The 15,879-nt window shown below is 36.8% G+C and carries 16 protein-coding genes and 1 pseudogene; 7 read left to right on the top strand and 10 right to left on the bottom strand.

Features of this window, described 5'->3' with window-relative positions:
* Nucleotides 1-12: 12 nt before the first annotated feature.
* The 5 genes from ASG21_RS11950 to ASG21_RS11930 all read left to right on the top strand — a co-directional run bounded on the left by ASG21_RS11950 (nucleotide 13) and on the right by ASG21_RS11930 (nucleotide 3,507).
* The gene (locus ASG21_RS11950) at nucleotides 13-1,230 is read left to right on the top strand and encodes a TCR/Tet family MFS transporter (RefSeq protein ID WP_056080204.1); all 1,218 of its coding nucleotides are present in this window, start codon (nucleotides 13-15) and stop codon (nucleotides 1,228-1,230) included.
* A gap of 61 nt (nucleotides 1,231-1,291) precedes the next feature.
* Nucleotides 1,292-1,633 (top strand): twin-arginine translocase TatA/TatE family subunit, encoded by a 342-nt coding sequence (locus ASG21_RS11945; protein WP_056080201.1) that lies wholly within the window; start codon nucleotides 1,292-1,294, stop codon nucleotides 1,631-1,633.
* A complete protein-coding gene (locus ASG21_RS11940) occupies nucleotides 1,633-2,199 on the top strand; it encodes a phosphatase PAP2 family protein (RefSeq protein WP_056080198.1) in 567 nt (188 codons plus the stop codon). The genes ASG21_RS11945 and ASG21_RS11940 overlap by 1 nt, the downstream gene beginning before the upstream one ends.
* Nucleotides 2,196-3,017: a tetratricopeptide repeat protein gene (locus tag ASG21_RS11935; RefSeq protein ID WP_056080195.1), complete on the top strand. Its 822-nt coding sequence runs from the start codon at nucleotides 2,196-2,198 to the stop codon at nucleotides 3,015-3,017. The genes ASG21_RS11940 and ASG21_RS11935 overlap by 4 nt, the downstream gene beginning before the upstream one ends.
* A gap of 34 nt (nucleotides 3,018-3,051) precedes the next feature.
* A complete protein-coding gene (locus ASG21_RS11930) occupies nucleotides 3,052-3,507 on the top strand; it encodes a tRNA (cytidine(34)-2'-O)-methyltransferase (protein WP_056080193.1) in 456 nt (151 codons plus the stop codon).
* Between the two features lies 1 nt (nucleotide 3,508).
* Here the strand turns inward: ASG21_RS11930 and ASG21_RS11925 are convergent, their stop codons facing one another.
* Nucleotides 3,509-3,982 (bottom strand): 23S rRNA (pseudouridine(1915)-N(3))-methyltransferase RlmH, encoded by a 474-nt coding sequence (locus ASG21_RS11925; RefSeq protein WP_056080189.1) that lies wholly within the window; start codon nucleotides 3,980-3,982, stop codon nucleotides 3,509-3,511.
* A gap of 161 nt (nucleotides 3,983-4,143) precedes the next feature.
* Here ASG21_RS11925 and ASG21_RS11920 point away from each other — a divergent pair, with 161 nt between their 5' ends.
* Both ASG21_RS11920 and ASG21_RS11915 read left to right on the top strand, forming a co-directional pair.
* Nucleotides 4,144-5,181: a YihY/virulence factor BrkB family protein gene (locus ASG21_RS11920; RefSeq protein WP_056080186.1), complete on the top strand. Its 1,038-nt coding sequence runs from the start codon at nucleotides 4,144-4,146 to the stop codon at nucleotides 5,179-5,181.
* Nucleotides 5,162-5,539 carry a hypothetical protein gene (locus ASG21_RS11915; RefSeq protein ID WP_056080183.1) on the top strand — a complete coding sequence of 126 codons (378 nt, stop codon included), beginning with the start codon at nucleotides 5,162-5,164 and terminating at the stop codon, nucleotides 5,537-5,539. The genes ASG21_RS11920 and ASG21_RS11915 overlap by 20 nt, the downstream gene beginning before the upstream one ends.
* Here ASG21_RS11915 and nhaA read toward each other — a convergent pair.
* The 9 genes and pseudogenes from nhaA to ASG21_RS11870 form a co-directional block, all read right to left on the bottom strand.
* The gene (gene nhaA, locus ASG21_RS11910) at nucleotides 5,536-6,714 is read right to left on the bottom strand and encodes a Na+/H+ antiporter NhaA (RefSeq protein WP_056080178.1); all 1,179 of its coding nucleotides are present in this window, start codon (nucleotides 6,712-6,714) and stop codon (nucleotides 5,536-5,538) included. The genes ASG21_RS11915 and nhaA overlap by 4 nt on opposite strands.
* A gap of 3 nt (nucleotides 6,715-6,717) precedes the next feature.
* Nucleotides 6,718-8,922, bottom strand: coding sequence for a RelA/SpoT family protein (locus ASG21_RS11905; protein WP_056080175.1), 2,205 nt, complete (start codon nucleotides 8,920-8,922; stop codon nucleotides 6,718-6,720).
* A 128-nt stretch (nucleotides 8,923-9,050) separates the two neighbouring features.
* Nucleotides 9,051-9,416, bottom strand: coding sequence for a hypothetical protein (locus tag ASG21_RS11900; RefSeq protein ID WP_056080173.1), 366 nt, complete (start codon nucleotides 9,414-9,416; stop codon nucleotides 9,051-9,053).
* A 117-nt stretch (nucleotides 9,417-9,533) separates the two neighbouring features.
* On the bottom strand, nucleotides 9,534-10,484 hold the full coding sequence (locus ASG21_RS11895; protein ID WP_056080170.1) for a hypothetical protein: 951 nt from the start codon (nucleotides 10,482-10,484) through the stop codon (nucleotides 9,534-9,536).
* A gap of 65 nt (nucleotides 10,485-10,549) precedes the next feature.
* Nucleotides 10,550-12,457: an acetate--CoA ligase gene (gene acs / locus ASG21_RS11890; RefSeq protein WP_056080167.1), complete on the bottom strand. Its 1,908-nt coding sequence runs from the start codon at nucleotides 12,455-12,457 to the stop codon at nucleotides 10,550-10,552.
* A 176-nt stretch (nucleotides 12,458-12,633) separates the two neighbouring features.
* Entirely contained in the window at nucleotides 12,634-13,089 is a 456-nt protein-coding gene (locus ASG21_RS11885) for a GNAT family N-acetyltransferase (RefSeq protein ID WP_056080164.1), read from the bottom strand.
* Between the two features lie 11 nt (nucleotides 13,090-13,100).
* A complete protein-coding gene (locus ASG21_RS11880; protein WP_056080161.1) occupies nucleotides 13,101-14,990 on the bottom strand; it encodes an AMP-binding protein in 1,890 nt (629 codons plus the stop codon).
* A gap of 88 nt (nucleotides 14,991-15,078) precedes the next feature.
* Complete coding sequence (locus ASG21_RS11875; protein WP_056080159.1) at nucleotides 15,079-15,444, bottom strand: response regulator; 366 nt, start codon at nucleotides 15,442-15,444, stop codon at nucleotides 15,079-15,081.
* Between the two features lie 137 nt (nucleotides 15,445-15,581).
* Nucleotides 15,582-15,830 (bottom strand): annotated as a pseudogene (locus tag ASG21_RS11870) (transposase); the annotation flags it as partial.
* Nucleotides 15,831-15,879 lie beyond the last annotated feature (49 nt).

Here is a 15,879-nt window from a genome sequence, read left to right as displayed (position 1 = left end):
AATTTTGCAGGTATGGAAAAATCAAGGAAAAGCGCAGCCATCGGCTTTATCTTTATCACACTTTTAATCGATGTAATCGGGATAGGAATCATTCTCCCCGTGATACCAAAACTTATTGAAGAACTCATCCATGGAAGTGTAAATGAAGCCGCAAAATACGGTGGCTGGTTGGGCTTTGCGTATGCATTTACCCAATTCATCTTTTCGCCTGTTATTGGAAATTTAAGTGATAAATACGGACGAAGACCAGTAATTCTGATTTCTTTGTTTGGTTTTGCCGTTGATTACGTTTTCCTTGCTTTGGCGCCTACCATCTGGCTTTTGTTTGTCGGAAGGGTGATTGCCGGAATTACAGGAGCGAGCTTTACCACGGCGAGTGCTTACATTGCCGATATATCTACAGACACAGACCGTGCAAAAAACTTTGGGATGATCGGGGCTGCTTTTGGATTAGGCTTTATCATCGGACCTTTATTTGGAGGTGTTTTAGGGCATTTCGGACCGAGAGTTCCCTTTTATGCAGCAGCAGTTTTATGTTTGGTTAATTTTCTCTACGGATATTTTATTCTTCCTGAAAGTTTAGATAAAGACAAAAGACGTGAGTTTGACTGGAAGCGTGCTAATCCGATTGGCTCGTTAAAATTTTTATTAAAACACCGTGAACTTTCCGGTTTGGTTCTCAGTCTTTTTTTAATTTACATTGCAGGTCATGCCGTGCAGACCAACTGGACTTATTTCACACAAAGCGAATTCAAATGGAGCACAGCAATGGTTGGCTTTTCGCTGGCTGTCGTCGGGGTTCTAGTAGCTTTGGTACAAGGAGTTTTGATAAGATATACAACTCCCAAATTGGGTGAATACAAAAGTATTTATCTCGGACTTGCTTTTTATGCAGTAGGAATGCTTTTCTTTTCATTCGCTACAGAAGGATGGATGATGTTTGTGATTTTGATTCCTTACTGTTTAGGAGGAATTTGTGGCCCGGCTTTACAGTCTGTCATTTCCAAAAATGTTGATGCAAAAGAGCAAGGCGAATTGCAAGGTGCTTTAACGGGTTTAATGAGTATCACAGCGGCAATAGGACCACCTTTAATGACTTATCTCTTCTATAAATTCAGTGAGAGAAATGCAGAATTCAGATTTCCGGGTGCTCCGTTTTTTCTGGCATTCATCATGATGTCTGTAAGTGTCGTAATTACCTATTACGCATTCGAAAAAAAGAAATCTTAAAATATTTTTAAAATTATACCTAAACTTAAGATTTATATTGAATCTTTTGTATTTTTACAGAATGGAATTAAGTTTTGGAGAAATGGCTCTCATCGTTCTGGCCATCGTGGTTTTATTCGGCCCGGATAAACTTCCGTCTATCGCCCGTGATCTGGGTGCAGGCGTAAGAAAAATGCGTGGTGCAGTAGATGACATCAAAACAGAAATTATGAAAGAGGCTGATAATCCTGTTTCAGACATCAAGAAAGAAATTGATAAAATTAAAGATGCCGCCAAAGAATATAATCCTCTGAACAATATGGATGATGATTTCAACAGTACATCACCGAAAGAACTCACTGACAATAAACCTGTAATAAAACCTTCTGAAGATGATACTTACGAAGGACCTGTAAGCAGATAATGGAAGAGATTGTTTTAGAAGACAAAGAGATATTTCTATATCTGAATACGCTCGGAAGTCAGCCTTTTGACCAGTTCTGGATTTTGATTTCTAAAACCTTTATCTGGATACCGCTTTACGCGATTTTCTGTTATTTTCTTTACAAAAATTTTAAACTTAAATCTTTCATATTCATACTCATTTTTGTAGCCTTGGGAACTACGGTTTCAGATCAGATGGCCGGTGTTTTCAAACACGGTATTCAAAGACTGAGACCTTGTCATGACCCATCTTTACAGGGCTTGATGAGAATTGTAAAATGTGGCGGAGAGCACGGATTTTATTCTGCACATGCATCCAACACCTTCTTTTTAGCATCTTATCTGAGTGTTTTATTAGGAAAAAAAATCAAATGGCTGCCATATTTCGTTTTCTTTTGGGCAGCAGTCGTATCATACAGCAGAATTTATTTAGGCGTACATTTCCCGGGAGATATTTTGGTTGGGGCGTTTGCAGGATCTTTGGTGGGAGTGGTATTTGCTTTACTCGCAAAAAAAGTGATCAACAGACAAACCATATCTCAATGAAGACAAAACTATTTTTTTTAGGTGCAGCATTATTTTCAATGACCTGCATCGATGCTCAGGATAAAAAACTGGCAGAAGAATGTATGCGCAAAAATGATTATGTATGTGCAGAAAAACAATATCAGATTCTTGCAGATAAAGAACTGATACAGAAATTTAAATCCGATTATTACGTTCACCTGGGGACGGCACAGCGAAGATTAGGGAAAACATCCGCAGCATTCAAATCTTTCGAATCTGCTTTAATTACTAATCCTCTTTCAGTTTCTGTGTATGAAAACCTTGCCGCACTTCACAACACCAAAGGCAGCCGACCGAAAGCGTTGGAATACATCAATTCCGGACTTAAAGTGGAAGAACAGAATGCTAATCTTTATCTTTTGAGGTCTAAAGTGTATGACAATATGGGCAAAAAAGATCTTGCCCTGAAAGACCTCAATTACATCCTTACTTTTGCACCGGACAATTTATTTGCAAAGACAGGCTTAGCCACTTTAAAAAGACGTTCGGGAGATCTTGAAGGTTCGCTTGCCGACTACAATAAACTTCTTGCTGAGCGGCCGGAATCTCTTCTGTACAACGGAAGGGCAGAGGTCTATGTTCAGATGAAAAAATATAAAGAAGCTTTGGCAGATGTCAACAAATCGATTTCAATAGATTCAAAATTTTCTCAGTCCTACGTCACAAAAGCTGCAATTCTTTTTGAAACAGCAAAACCAAAAGAAGCCTGCGAAAACTTAGACAAAGCCATAGCACTGGGACACGAGAAATCTCTTCTGCCTGACTACGCAGTAAAATGCATCAAAAAAACTCAGTAAAACTCTGATTTATTTTCAAAAATTTTATCCATTCATGTTAAATATCGTTCTCGTAGAACCTGAAATACCCAACAATACAGGAAATATAGGAAGACTTTGCGTAGGAACCGAAAGCAGATTACACCTTATTCATCCTTTGGGATTTCTGATCGATGATAAAAATCTCAAACGTTCGGGCCTCGATTACTGGGTGCATCTGGACGTTACCGAATACGAAAATGTTGATGAGTGGATGAAAAATATCCCGGATCTGTCCAGAGTATTTCTGATGAGTTCCCATGCTGAAAAATCTTATCTTGAAATAGATTTTCAGGATGGCGACTGGCTCGTTTTCGGGAAAGAAAGTAAGGGTTTGGCCAAAGATGTTTTAGACCGTTTTGAAAATCATTTAACCATTCCGATGTCTAAGCTTATAAGAAGTTTTAATATTGCCAATTCTGTTGCATTCGTGGTGGGAGAAGCCAAAAGACAGATCAACCTGAAAGTTTAATTTAATCGTTGTGATAAGGTTTACCCTGAAGAATCTGATCTGCACGGTAAATCTGTTCAACAATAAATAACCGAATCATTTGATGAGTAAATGTCATTTTAGATAGTGACATTTTTTCGTTGGCTCTGCTGTAGATTTCATCTGAAAAACCATAAGCTCCGCCGATCAGAATATGTATTTTTTTTACCGAAGAATTCATCCAGACATCTATTTTCTGAGCAAATTCACGGCTGGTAAACTGCTTTCCCTTTTCGTCTAAAAGTATAACCAGATCAGTTTTATCGATTTGATTTAAAAATAATTTAGATTCCTCCTTTTTTAAAAGTTCCGGCGTTAAATTTTTTGCGTTTCTCACGTCGGGAATTTCAGTAACTTCAAAATTCCAGTGTCTCGGAAGCCGGGTTAGGTAATACTGAATAAGAGAGTTGATTTCTTTGTCATCCGTTTTACCGATGCAGAGGAGTGAAATACGCATTTTTAGATTTTTAGACTGCAAAGATATTTATTTTGAATCAGACTTGGGAAAGGCTTGATTTTTGAAAATCATTTTAATTGTTTACTTTTACAAGATTTGAAAATATTTTGCAATTTGAAATTCTGACTGACGGAATTTCAATTTTAAAAGATTAGACTAAAATGGCTATTAAAACTCCCAAAGTTTTCCTGAAGATTCAGAAATTTTTCGAAGATATTCACCTACCTGTTCTGGGAATTTCTCTTTGGGAAATGTTTCAGATCTATTTTGCAGGGGTTTTCAAAGACAGAATCGGCAGAAAAGCTGCCGGAATTTCCTGGAACTTTACCTTAAGTCTCTTTCCGTTTATACTGTTCCTGCTTTCGGTTTTACCATACATGCCTCATTACGACAAACTCCAGTTTTATATTTTTGAGGTGTTGATGCACAATATTTTCCCGAGCAATATTGAAGGAGATGTAAGATCCTATATTGAAGATAATATTATTCCCAATATGAAGGGAATAAGCAATTTAACCATTCTTATAGCCCTGATTTTTGCCACCAACGGAACTTTCGCCCTTATCAGCGGCTTCAATGAAAAGTCTGATGAAAAACTGACCGATGTTAAGGAGTTCATCCTTTCATTTTTTATCACAATTGGTTTTGTAACCATTGTTTTCCTTGCTCTTTTCGGCGTTTATTATGTGGAAGTTGTAATGAAACTTTTTACGCCCAGCGATAATATTACATGGCTGACAAAAAACCTTTCCGCAATTATTGGTTTTGTTTCATTTCCGGTATTTTTCTTTTTGCTTTTAACATTATTTTATTGGTTGGGAACTGTGAAGATTGTACGTTTCAGGCAGGCTGTTCCGGGAGCTATTCTTACCACTGTTTTATTCATCATTACCACTTATTTCTTTACGCTTTACGTTAAAAATATTGCCAGATATAATGTTTTATACGGTTCAATCGGAAGTATGATCCTTTTAATGGTATGGATTAACGTCAATGTATATCTACTGCTTTTTGGAAATGAACTGAATATGGCATTGAGAAAACTCAGGGTAGAAAAATTACTTGCTGATGAGTTAAAAAACGAAAACAGCCCGGTTATTTCAACAACTTTCGAACCCGTTTCTGACAGTGATGAAAAGGAGGCAGCTAAAGAAGAATTAAAACCAAAGAAAAACGTTGATGAAAAAACCGGCAATTAAATTATTTATAATCTGTGCATTAATAAGTCTGCAGTCTTGTGAGCACATTCTCGATCAGGCTGAAGAAAAGAGAGCTCAGGGAAATTTCACTTCAGAATTTATGGGAAAATGGACGGGAACTTATTCCGGCGATCTCAGCGGCAGCCTTACAGTGAATGTTGCCAAAGATGCTTCCGCGGGAGTGACACGAAGTGCAAATGGTGGAACGGATTTTTACTGGACCAGTCTTATCGGGTCTTCTTTCAATACGACAGTAAAATCGCCTCAGGGCTTTATTATTTATGGAAATCTGCAGAACAAAAGCGGAACGTGGGAAATGGGAAGTGCAAAAGGAACGTGGAGCCTTACCAAAAACTAATCCTGAAAATCTTCTTTGATTTTTGCAGGACTTATTCTTAAGACCAAAGCACCTGAAACTGCAGCAATGACAGAAGCAATCAGGACGGCAAACTTGGCTTCATTCTGAATCTGCACATCATTTTTAAATGAAAGCAGTGCAATAAATATCGACATTGTGAATCCTATTCCTGCAAGTAAACCGACACCTGTCATCTGACTCCATGAGGAATTTTGAGGAAGCGAACTGATTTTCAGTTTAATCGCAATCAGAGAAAATAAATTAATTCCAATTAGTTTTCCTACAACAAGTCCACCGATAATTCCTGCACCTAAACCACTGGTTAAAACATCTGTCATTCCGCTTTTAAATTCAATATTGGTGTTGGTTAAAGCAAAGAGAGGCATTATGAAAAAACCTACCGGAATGTGAAGCGAATGTTCCAGCTTTTCTAAAGGTGAAATTTTTGTTTCAGATGTATTGGTCGAAATACTTAATGCTACAATCACTCCTGCAATGGTTGCGTGAATTCCGGAATGATGTAGAAAATACCATAGAAATATTCCGGGAATGAGATAGAAAATAAATTTTTTAATTTTCAGAAAATTTAAAATAAATAAAGCTGCAGTAACCCCGAATGACAGGAGAAGATAAATCCAGTGAATTTGTTCAGTGTAAAATATGGCAATCACCAAAATAGCTCCCAAATCATCAACAATTGCCAGTGCTGCAAGAAAAATTTTGAGAGACGCGGGTACTCTTTTACCTAAAAGAGCAATTACGGCTAAAGAAAATGCAATATCAGTAGCCATCGGGATTCCCCAGCCGTTGCTGTACTTATTTTCTGGATTTAGCCCGGCAAATATCAATGCAGGAACCAGCATTCCTCCAATCGCTGCAAACACAGGTAATGATGCGTTTTTGAAAGACGAAAGTTCACCTTCCATCAACTCTCTTTTAATTTCAAGTCCGACCAGAAGAAAGAAAATGGCCATCAGTCCATCATTGATCCAGCTGCTTACAGAATATTTTAAATGTATTTTGTCAAAACCCATTTCAAAATCCAGAAAATCCTGAAAACCTTTTCCCAGCGGGGAATTTGCAATGGTTAATGCCACAGCAACACAGAAAATCAATAAAATTCCCGAGGATTGACTGCTTTGAAAAAATTTCTTAAAATAAACACTTAACTTCATCTTTTACAGTCTTCTCACCCTCGAAACCCCGTTAATATTTTTGAGTTTTTTAAAGGTTTCTTCGAGCTGTCCTGTGTGTTTCACCTCAAGATTGATGTTTCCTGTAAAAATTCCGTCGTTGGATTCTATCGACATGCTTTTCATGTCCATGCCCATTGCGCCACTGATTACGGTGGTAATATCGTTGATCATACCCATTCTGTCGAGACCTTCGATCTCAATTTTCACTCTGTTTTTAAAGCTTTCTTCATTCACCCATTTGGCAGGAATCACACGGTAATCGTACTGTGCACGGAGGTTGATGGCATTCGGACAGGTGTCGCTGTGAACTTTTATTCCTTCAGAAATGGTGATAAAACCAAAAATTTTATCTCCCGGAATTACGGTACAGCATTTAGCATAAGAATAATTTAATTTCTCTTCATCTTTACCAAACACGATCATGTCGAGATTCTGCTCTTTCGGCTCCTCGTAATGAACGTTCTTGGTCGGTGATTTTCTGAATCTTGAAAGCAGGTTATTGAAAACATTTTTACTTTCAATATACTTTCTTAAGCTGCTGACATCAAGTTCGTTGCTTTGGAATTTTAAAAATAATTCCTGAGAAGTTTTAAGATTAAAGAATTTCTGAAGTTTGTTGACTTCTTCATCATTAAAATTGATTTTAGCATGACGGAGTTTTCTCTGCAGTATTTCTTTACCTTCTTCTACCAAAGAGTTTTTCTGTGAATTAAGGAATCCTTTGATTTTAGACTTAGCTTTAGATGTAACTACAAATTCGAGCCAGTCGGATTTTGGTTTTTGGTTTTGCGAAGAAAGAATATCAATCTGATCTCCATTTTGAAGTTTGTAGGAAATCGGAACCAGTTTACCATTAATTTTCGCGCCCAAACATTTCATTCCCAAATCTGAATGCACCGAAAATGCAAAATCCAGAGCAGAAGCATTGGTTGGAAGAATTTTAATTTCACCCTTTGGAGTAAATACGAAGACTTCTTTTGAATATAGATTAAGTTTAATATTATCTAAAAGTTCAGATGTGGAAAGATTTTGCTGCTGTTCCAGAACATCCCTGATCTCTGTAACCCATTTTTCAAAATTACGGTCTTCAGTGCTTTGTTTATAGCCTTCTTTGTATTTATAATGAGCTGCAACACCCTTTTCAGCAATGTCATCCATTCTTTCAGAACGGATCTGTACTTCAATCCACTTTCTGTCTGGTCCCAAAACGGTTAGGTGCAAACTTTCGTACCCTGTGGAACGGGGCTGCGTAATCCAGTCTCTCATCCTTGATGGATTGGAATGGTAAACATCCGTTACGATTGAATAGATTTTCCACGCAAGAAATTTCTCGTTTTTTGCATCGGATTTGTAGGTAATTCTGATGGCATAATTATCATAAACTTCCTCGAAGGAAACGCCTTGTTTAAGCATTTTCCTGTAAATTGAAGAAATTGCTTTTGCCCTTCCTTTGATGCTGAAATTCAAACCTTCATCCTGCAGACGGTCTGAAACTTCGTTTTTAAACTCTTCAATATATTTTTCCCTCGATTCTTTGGCGAGTTCGAGTTTGGAAGTGATTTCATTATAAACTTCCGGATTATTGTACTTTAATGAGAGATCTTCAAGCTCAGATTTAATGTAGTATAATCCTAATCGGTGCGCCATCGGAGCGTAAATGTAGACCGTTTCGGAAGCAATTTTCTTCTGCTTGTCGGGTGCCATACTTTCAAGAGTCCGCATGTTGTGAAGACGGTCTGCAATTTTGATCAGAATCACTCTGAAATCTTCGGAAAGTGTGAGCAACAGTTTTCTGTAATTTTCAGACTGAACCGAAATATTCTGATGGTTCATGATCGAAATTTTGGTAAGACCATTTACGATCTCGGCAATTTTCGACCCGAATATTTTCTGCAGATCTTCAAAAGTGTAATCTGAATCTTCAATCACATCGTGCAGCAGTGCGCAGGCAATGGAGGTAGCTCCAAGACCGATTTCTGTGGCAACAATTTTGGCCACAGCGATAGGATGATAAATATAGGGTTCTCCGGATTTTCTTCTTTGGTCTTTGTGAGCGTCCAAAGCGATATCAAAAGCCTTTCTTATCAGTTTGTTGTGTTCTTCATCTAAAGTACGGTACGTATTAGAAATCAGATCTTTATATCTTGCGAGAATTTCTTTATTCTCCTGTTCCAGGTCATAACTCATTTGCGAAGGCTTTACGTAGACGAAAATACGAAAAATAAATGCAGTTATCAATTTATACGAGCAAAAAAAATCCGCAGTTTTTAGCTGCGGATTCCGGTTATCAGTTTTATTTCAGTATTAGTTTTTTTTTAAAATTTCACCTCAGAGTCCATGCCGTTAGTGGCACCTTTGAACTTTAAATCTGGAGTAGCGTGAATCTCGGTTTTGTTTTTGGCATCTATATACTTTTTTATGGTGGAATAGGATGCCTCACTGATGCTCATGTTTTCAAAGTGGTAAGTCTTCAGCACAGAATTTTCAGCAAAAACCTTCCTTACAGTGTTCTCCTGAATCTGATCTGAGATCTGAACGCTCGTCATGTAGGGAGATTGGTGATGCTCGTCTGTGATATATACGATGTAGTCTGCATTATCAAAACCTGCCATTTCCAGCTCGATTTCGAGTCTTTTATAGTCGCTGTGTCTTTGGAAGACACCGGTAATAATTGTGGACATAATAATTGGTTTTGGATTTGACTTAAAGGTACAAAATATTTTAACATCATTGTGAAAAATTTAAATAAATATTAAATTTTTTATTTTATCGATAATAATTTAAAAAATATTAAGACTTTATCTATTATTTCGTTTGGACGAATGTATTATTTCAGTCCATTTTTGATTACTTATGAGGGTGTCTATTTTTTCATAAAAATTCATTAGAAACAAATATCTCTTTCCATTATAATCGTAAAATTTTTTTGATTTTCCATTATCGAAAATAATTTCGGTTGACTCTGAAAAATCATCGTTTGAAAATGGATATTTTTCATTTATTTTTATGAAATTAACTTGATTAAGACCGTTCACCATCTTTTCGAAACTATAGTAGCCGTCACCTGAAAAATTTCCTTTTAAATTTTTATAATGGTCAGAATGTAGAATTAAAGAATCTTTTGTTAATGTTAATTGGTATAATCTTACGGGTGGAAAATGTTCATTTTTGGTGAAAATTATTTTTTCGACTGTATGCTTTTTACTGTCAGAATAATATTCCATCAATTCATTGTTTTTAATCATCAAAGTATCAATATCAAATAAATGAAAAGAATTATCAAAACCTTGATGATAAGAGATCAGTTTAATTAAAGGTTGGTTGTTAAACTGGATTATTTTCGACGCAATAACTTCATAGATTCTTCCTTTTCCCGGATTTAAAAGTCGATAACTTTTATTACCACTAATTAACAGTGCAGAATTATAATTGTGTTCGCTTATGTGAGGTTTGACAACGTTATTGTTATCTAAAGCCCTTGGATCAGCAAGATTTAACAGATAGTCTTTCTTACCGTCATTGTTAAAATCAGCTTCATAGATAGGTTTAAAATTTTCTTGATTAAGAATTTTTTTAAAAGCTGTTGTTGAATCTATAAATTCGTTACCCGTTAAAAAATCCTTTTTAAGATTCATATTTTCATAACTTTCATTTGAATGTATGATTTCTAAAATTTCATCTTCATTAAGTTTTTTTCTCCCGCAGGATTGCAAAAGAAAAATTCCGATTAATAAATAGATTAGTTTCATCAAGTAAATTTTAAATTAAAAAGCCTGTCTAAAAATTAAACAGGCTGTAAATTATTTAAATAAAATTAAATTCTCTCGTTTTTAATTTCCTCCACAATTTCAGGATTAAGAAGAGTAGAAGTATCCCCGAAATTCGAGAAGTCTCCTTCCGCAATCTTTCTCAAAATTCTTCGCATAATCTTTCCTGAACGTGTTTTCGGCAGCCCGGAAACAAACTGAATTTTATCAAGCTTTGCAATTGGACCGATCTGATCTGAGATCAGTTGATTAATTTCTTTTTTCAGATTTTCTTTCTGACGGCCGGCGCCACTGTCTTTTAAAATTACGAAACCATACAAAGCACTTCCTTTTATATCATGCGGGAAACCAACAATCGCAGATTCTGCAACCGCTGGATGTTCGTTGATGCTGTCTTCAATTGGTGCGGTTCCTAAATTATGTCCGGAAACAATTACCACATCGTCCACACGGCCTGTAATTCTGTAATAACCCACTTCGTCTCTCAAAGCACCATCACCCGTGAAATATTTCCCTGGAAATGCTGAGAAATAAGTTTCCTTATATCTTTGATGGTCGCCCCAAATCGTTCTCGCAATTCCCGGCCATGGAAAACGGATGCAGAGATTTCCTGTCACCTGATTTCCTGTGATTTCATTGCGTTTGTCATCCATCAGAACCGGCTGAATTCCCGGTAATGGAAGTGTAGCATACGTCGGTTTGGTCGGCGTAACAAATGGGATAGGAGAAATCATAATTCCGCCGGTTTCAGTCTGCCACCACGTATCGACGATCGGACATTTTTTTCTTCCTACGTGATCGTTGAACCAATGCCAGGCTTCATCGTTAATAGGTTCTCCCACAGATCCGATCACTCTCAATGAGCTTAAATCATGTTTATCAACCCACTCAGCGCTTTCTTTAGCCAAAGAACGGATGGCGGTTGGTGCAGTGTAAAATTGAGTGACTTTATGCTTTTCAATAACTTCCCAGAATCTGTCAGGCTCAGGATAGGTTGGAACTCCTTCGAAAATAACAGTGGTTGCACCATTTAAAAGTGGTCCGTATAAAATGTAAGAGTGCCCTGTGATCCATCCGATATCTGCAGTACACCAATAAATGTCATTTTCCTGATAATTGAAAACATTTTTAAACGTGTACGCTGAATAAACCATGTAACCTGCCGATGTGTGAAGCATTCCTTTTGGTTTTCCAGTAGAACCTGATGTGTACAGAATAAACAGAGGATCTTCGGCATCCATAATGATCGTTACGAAATCGGCAGAGGCTTTTTCGTACAGGTCAGCCATCCAGAAATCTCTGCCTTCCTTTATTTTTATTTCGTTGTTGGTTCTTTTGACCACCAGAGTTTTTTCTACGGTAGGACATTTTTCCAAGGCTTCGTCGATGATTGATTTTAAATCTAAAACTTTGTTGCCTCTGTAACTTCCGTCTGAAGTGATCAGCATTTTTGCGCCGCAGTCATTCACTCTAGAAACGACTGCCGAAGCTGAAAATCCGGCGAAAATAACTGAATGTACTGCTCCGATTTTCGCACAGGCCAACATTGTAACCGCCAATTCTGGAATCATCGGAAGATAGATGCAGACTCTGTCGCCTTTCTCGATGCCCATGTCTTTCAAAACATTGGCTGTTTTGTTGACTCTTTCATACAGTTCGTTGTAGGAAATATGCTGAGCTTCTTCTTTCGGATCGTTGGGTTCCCAGATGATTGCTGTTTTTTCGCCACGTACGGAAAGGTGTCTGTCGAGGCAGTTTTTAGTGATATTTAATTTAGCATCTTTAAACCATGTGATTTTTGCCTCATTCATATCATATTTTACCACTTTGCTCCATCTTTGGTACCATACAAAATTTTGGTCAGCCACTTTATCCCAGAATTTTTTCGGGTTTTTGATTGATTTTTTGTACTCTTCAAAGTAGTGCGGTAAATCTTCTATCACGTAATTTCTCATACTTTTTCTTTTTAGAATTATTTATTATTTAATTTTTTTATTTAAATTGTTTTGTTGTGTTTTAATTTGAACACGAAGGTCAAAGAGTTTTTTTTATTCATGCTGCATTTAGTCTCACGAAGCCGTTTCACTTACATAAGCAAAGTGGTGTCTATTTTAAATGAATTTTCAACAATTTAATCAATATTGAGCTCCATGATTGGTAAAAATCTGTCTTTAATTGATGTTTCTATCTGACCTGATTTTACAAATCCGAAACTTTCATAAAATTTCTGTGCATTTGGGTCGGCGTCAAGAATTATTCTTGATCTTTTGCTTTGTTTTATTTTTAAGATGAAATCATTCATTAATAATTTACCATAACCTTTACGCATATTTTCAGGTAAAACAAAAAGATTGTCCAGTCTCACGCTGTTATTTTCAATTTCGAAATAAGAATAATAAGCAACAGCAGATTGGTTGATAACTAATTTATAAACTTCATTGCTTTGGATATATTCTGAAGTGATGGTTAACAAATCTGACCATTCATTTATTTGTTCATCCGAATATCCCCAGTAAGCCTTTGATCTTTTTGTAATCTCGGTTAAAATCCTGTTGTCATCAGCATTTGCTTTGATAATTTCTGTCATAATGCTTTACTTTACGAATTTCTGTACTGCAGAATCTTCTCCTTTAATTCCTCAATAATCATTTCATCATCAATCGTCGACGGAATCTGAAATTCTTTACCATCTATAATCGTTCTGATCAGTTTTCTTAAAATCTTTCCTGAACGGGTTTTGGGAAGTCTTTTTACGACCATCACAGATTTTAGAAAAGCCACTGCTCCGATTTTTTCTCTGACTTTCAGAACAATTTCCTTTTCAACGTCTTTTTCAGAAATTTCTGAGCCATTTTTTAAAACGACTGCTGCAAAAGGAACCTGTCCGCGTAATTCATCATCAATTCCGACAACAGCGCATTCGGCAACATCGGGATGCGAGGAAACAATTTCTTCCATTTCCGAAGTTGAAAGTCGGTGGCCGGCTACGTTGATGACATCGTCCACTCTTCCTGTGATGAAAATATATCCGTCTTCATCTTTAATGGCACCGTCTCCTGAAAAATAATAACCGTTGTACTGAGATAAATAACTTTTCTCAAAACGTTCGTAATCATTCCAAATTCCCAGCATTGCTCCGGGAGGAAGCGGAAGTTTGATAACTAAATATCCTTCTTTATGCTCATCCACTTCATATCCATTTTCATCAAAAATTTTGATATCATATCCTGGAATCGGTTTTCCCGCGGAAGCTCTTTTAATTTTATATTTATTATCAAAAGTGAGTAAGCCTAACATCGGCGAGCCTGATTCTGTCTGCCACCAATGGTCGATGGCGGGTACACCGATATACTTTTCAAACCAATCCAAAGTTGCAACATCGCATCTTTCGCCTGCCAAAAACTGCTTTTTGAAATGGCTTAAATCATATTTTTTTACCAGTTCGCCATTCGGATCTTCTTTTTTAATCGCTCTGATGGCTGTAGGAGCGGTAAACATTGCGGAAACTTTATACTCAGAAATAATTCTCCAAAAAGTTCCTGCATCGGGAGTCATAATTGGCTTTCCTTCGAAAATAATCGTGGTGTTTCTGTTGATTAAAGGTCCGTAAACGCTGTAACTGTGACCGACTGCCCAACCAAAATCGGAAGCCGCCCAAAACGTTTCACCCTGTTCAATTCCATAGATATATTTCATGGAAAATTTCAAAGCAGTTGCATAACCGCCGGTATCTCTCGTGATTCCTTTTGGTTTTCCGGTAGTTCCTGAAGTATATAAAAGATAAAGCGGATGATTCGATTCCACAGAAACACAATCTGCAGGCTCAGACTTTTCAACCAACTCTTCGTAATCGATGATGCCTTCAAACATTTCATCCTGATTGTCGATTAATCTTCTGTTAAAAACAATGATGTTTTCGACTTTATCCTGCGCCAGTTCTATTGCTTTTTCAACCAATGGCAAATAGGGAATTCTTTTGGCAATTTCAATTCCGGCAGTGGCGGTAATTAATGCTTTTGGCTTGCAGTCATCGATTCTCACAACCAGTTCATGAGGTGCAAAACCTCCGAAAACCACATTGTGAATTACGCCGATTCTCGCACAGGCCAACATCGCAAAAAGCGTCTGAGGAATCATTGGCATATAAATGACTGCGGTATCGCCTTTTTTTAAGCCTAAAGAAACCAATCCGCCAGCTAATTTTGAAATTTCTTTTTTAGCCTGATTAAAGGTGTATTTTAATTTCTGATTGGTAACGGGAGAATCGTAGATAATCGCTGTTTCTTCTCCAAAACCGTCTTCAATATGTTTGTCGATGCAGAGATAAGACATGTTGAGTTTTCCGTCCGCAAACCATTGGGTGTAATCATATCCGTCCTTTGAAATAATTGTTTCTGGAAAATCAAACCACGAAATTTCCTGAGCCTGTTCTTTCCAGAACTGCTCTCTGTTTTCTATGCTTTGTTTAAATAAATTATCTGTGTTCATAATTTGTTGTTTTTAAAACACGAATTGCACGAATTTTTTCACGAATTGCACTAAATCATTTGAGCACTTTTATTTATGATATTCGTGTTTAATTAATCAACAGTTCCTCAATCTGAGAAATCAGTTTTTTAATAGAATATGGCTTTGTTACGTACGCGTCAGCTCCCATTTCCAGGCCTTTCTCAATATCTTTCGGATTGTTTTTGGCACTGAGGAACAGAACTTTAGTATTGTTTAAATTTTCATTCTTTTTAATTTCTTCTAAAGTGCTGTAGCCGTCAAGATTGGGCATCATAATATCGAGTAAAATCACGTCTGGAACGATGGTTTTTAAAAACTCCAAAACCTCTGTTCCGTCTCTGGCAATAAAAACTTCGTAACCGATTTTCCGGAAACTGTATTCCAGAGACATTAATATCTTGTGTTCGTCGTCGGCGATTAAGATCTTTTTCATTGTGTATTTTCTTTATGATTCAACTTCATTGTTTTTTTATGTTGGGGAACCCGAAGGGTTTACTTTTAATAGCCGTAGGTGAATCCTATGGAATATTAATCATCATTCGCATCAAAACAACCCGGCAGGGTTGAATTTTAAATAATTTCACCTTCAAATTTAATCCCGTTCTCATTCAATAACCTTTTAAATTCTTCCATGAACGTCTCTTTTTTGTGATGTTCTTTTTGATTCTTAATATAATTTATAAGAGTTACCTTTTCTCTCACCGATATTGTAAATGCTCCATAGCCTTCCTGCCATCCTTCGAACTCATCAAATAATCCAGATTCTTTCATCCACAGGTTTGATGCTACTTTAATATCCTTAACCAAACTGCTGAGATTAAAATTTGGATGTTAGTTGCTTCCAATATCAGCTTTGGTTTCGCCGAAT

The sequence above is a fragment of the Chryseobacterium sp. Leaf394 genome (genome assembly GCF_001424105.1).
Taxonomy (GTDB): Bacteria; Bacteroidota; Bacteroidia; order Flavobacteriales; family Weeksellaceae; genus Chryseobacterium.
The sequence above is the reverse complement of the archived record's forward strand: the minus strand, read 5'-3'. Positions and strand labels throughout refer to the sequence as shown.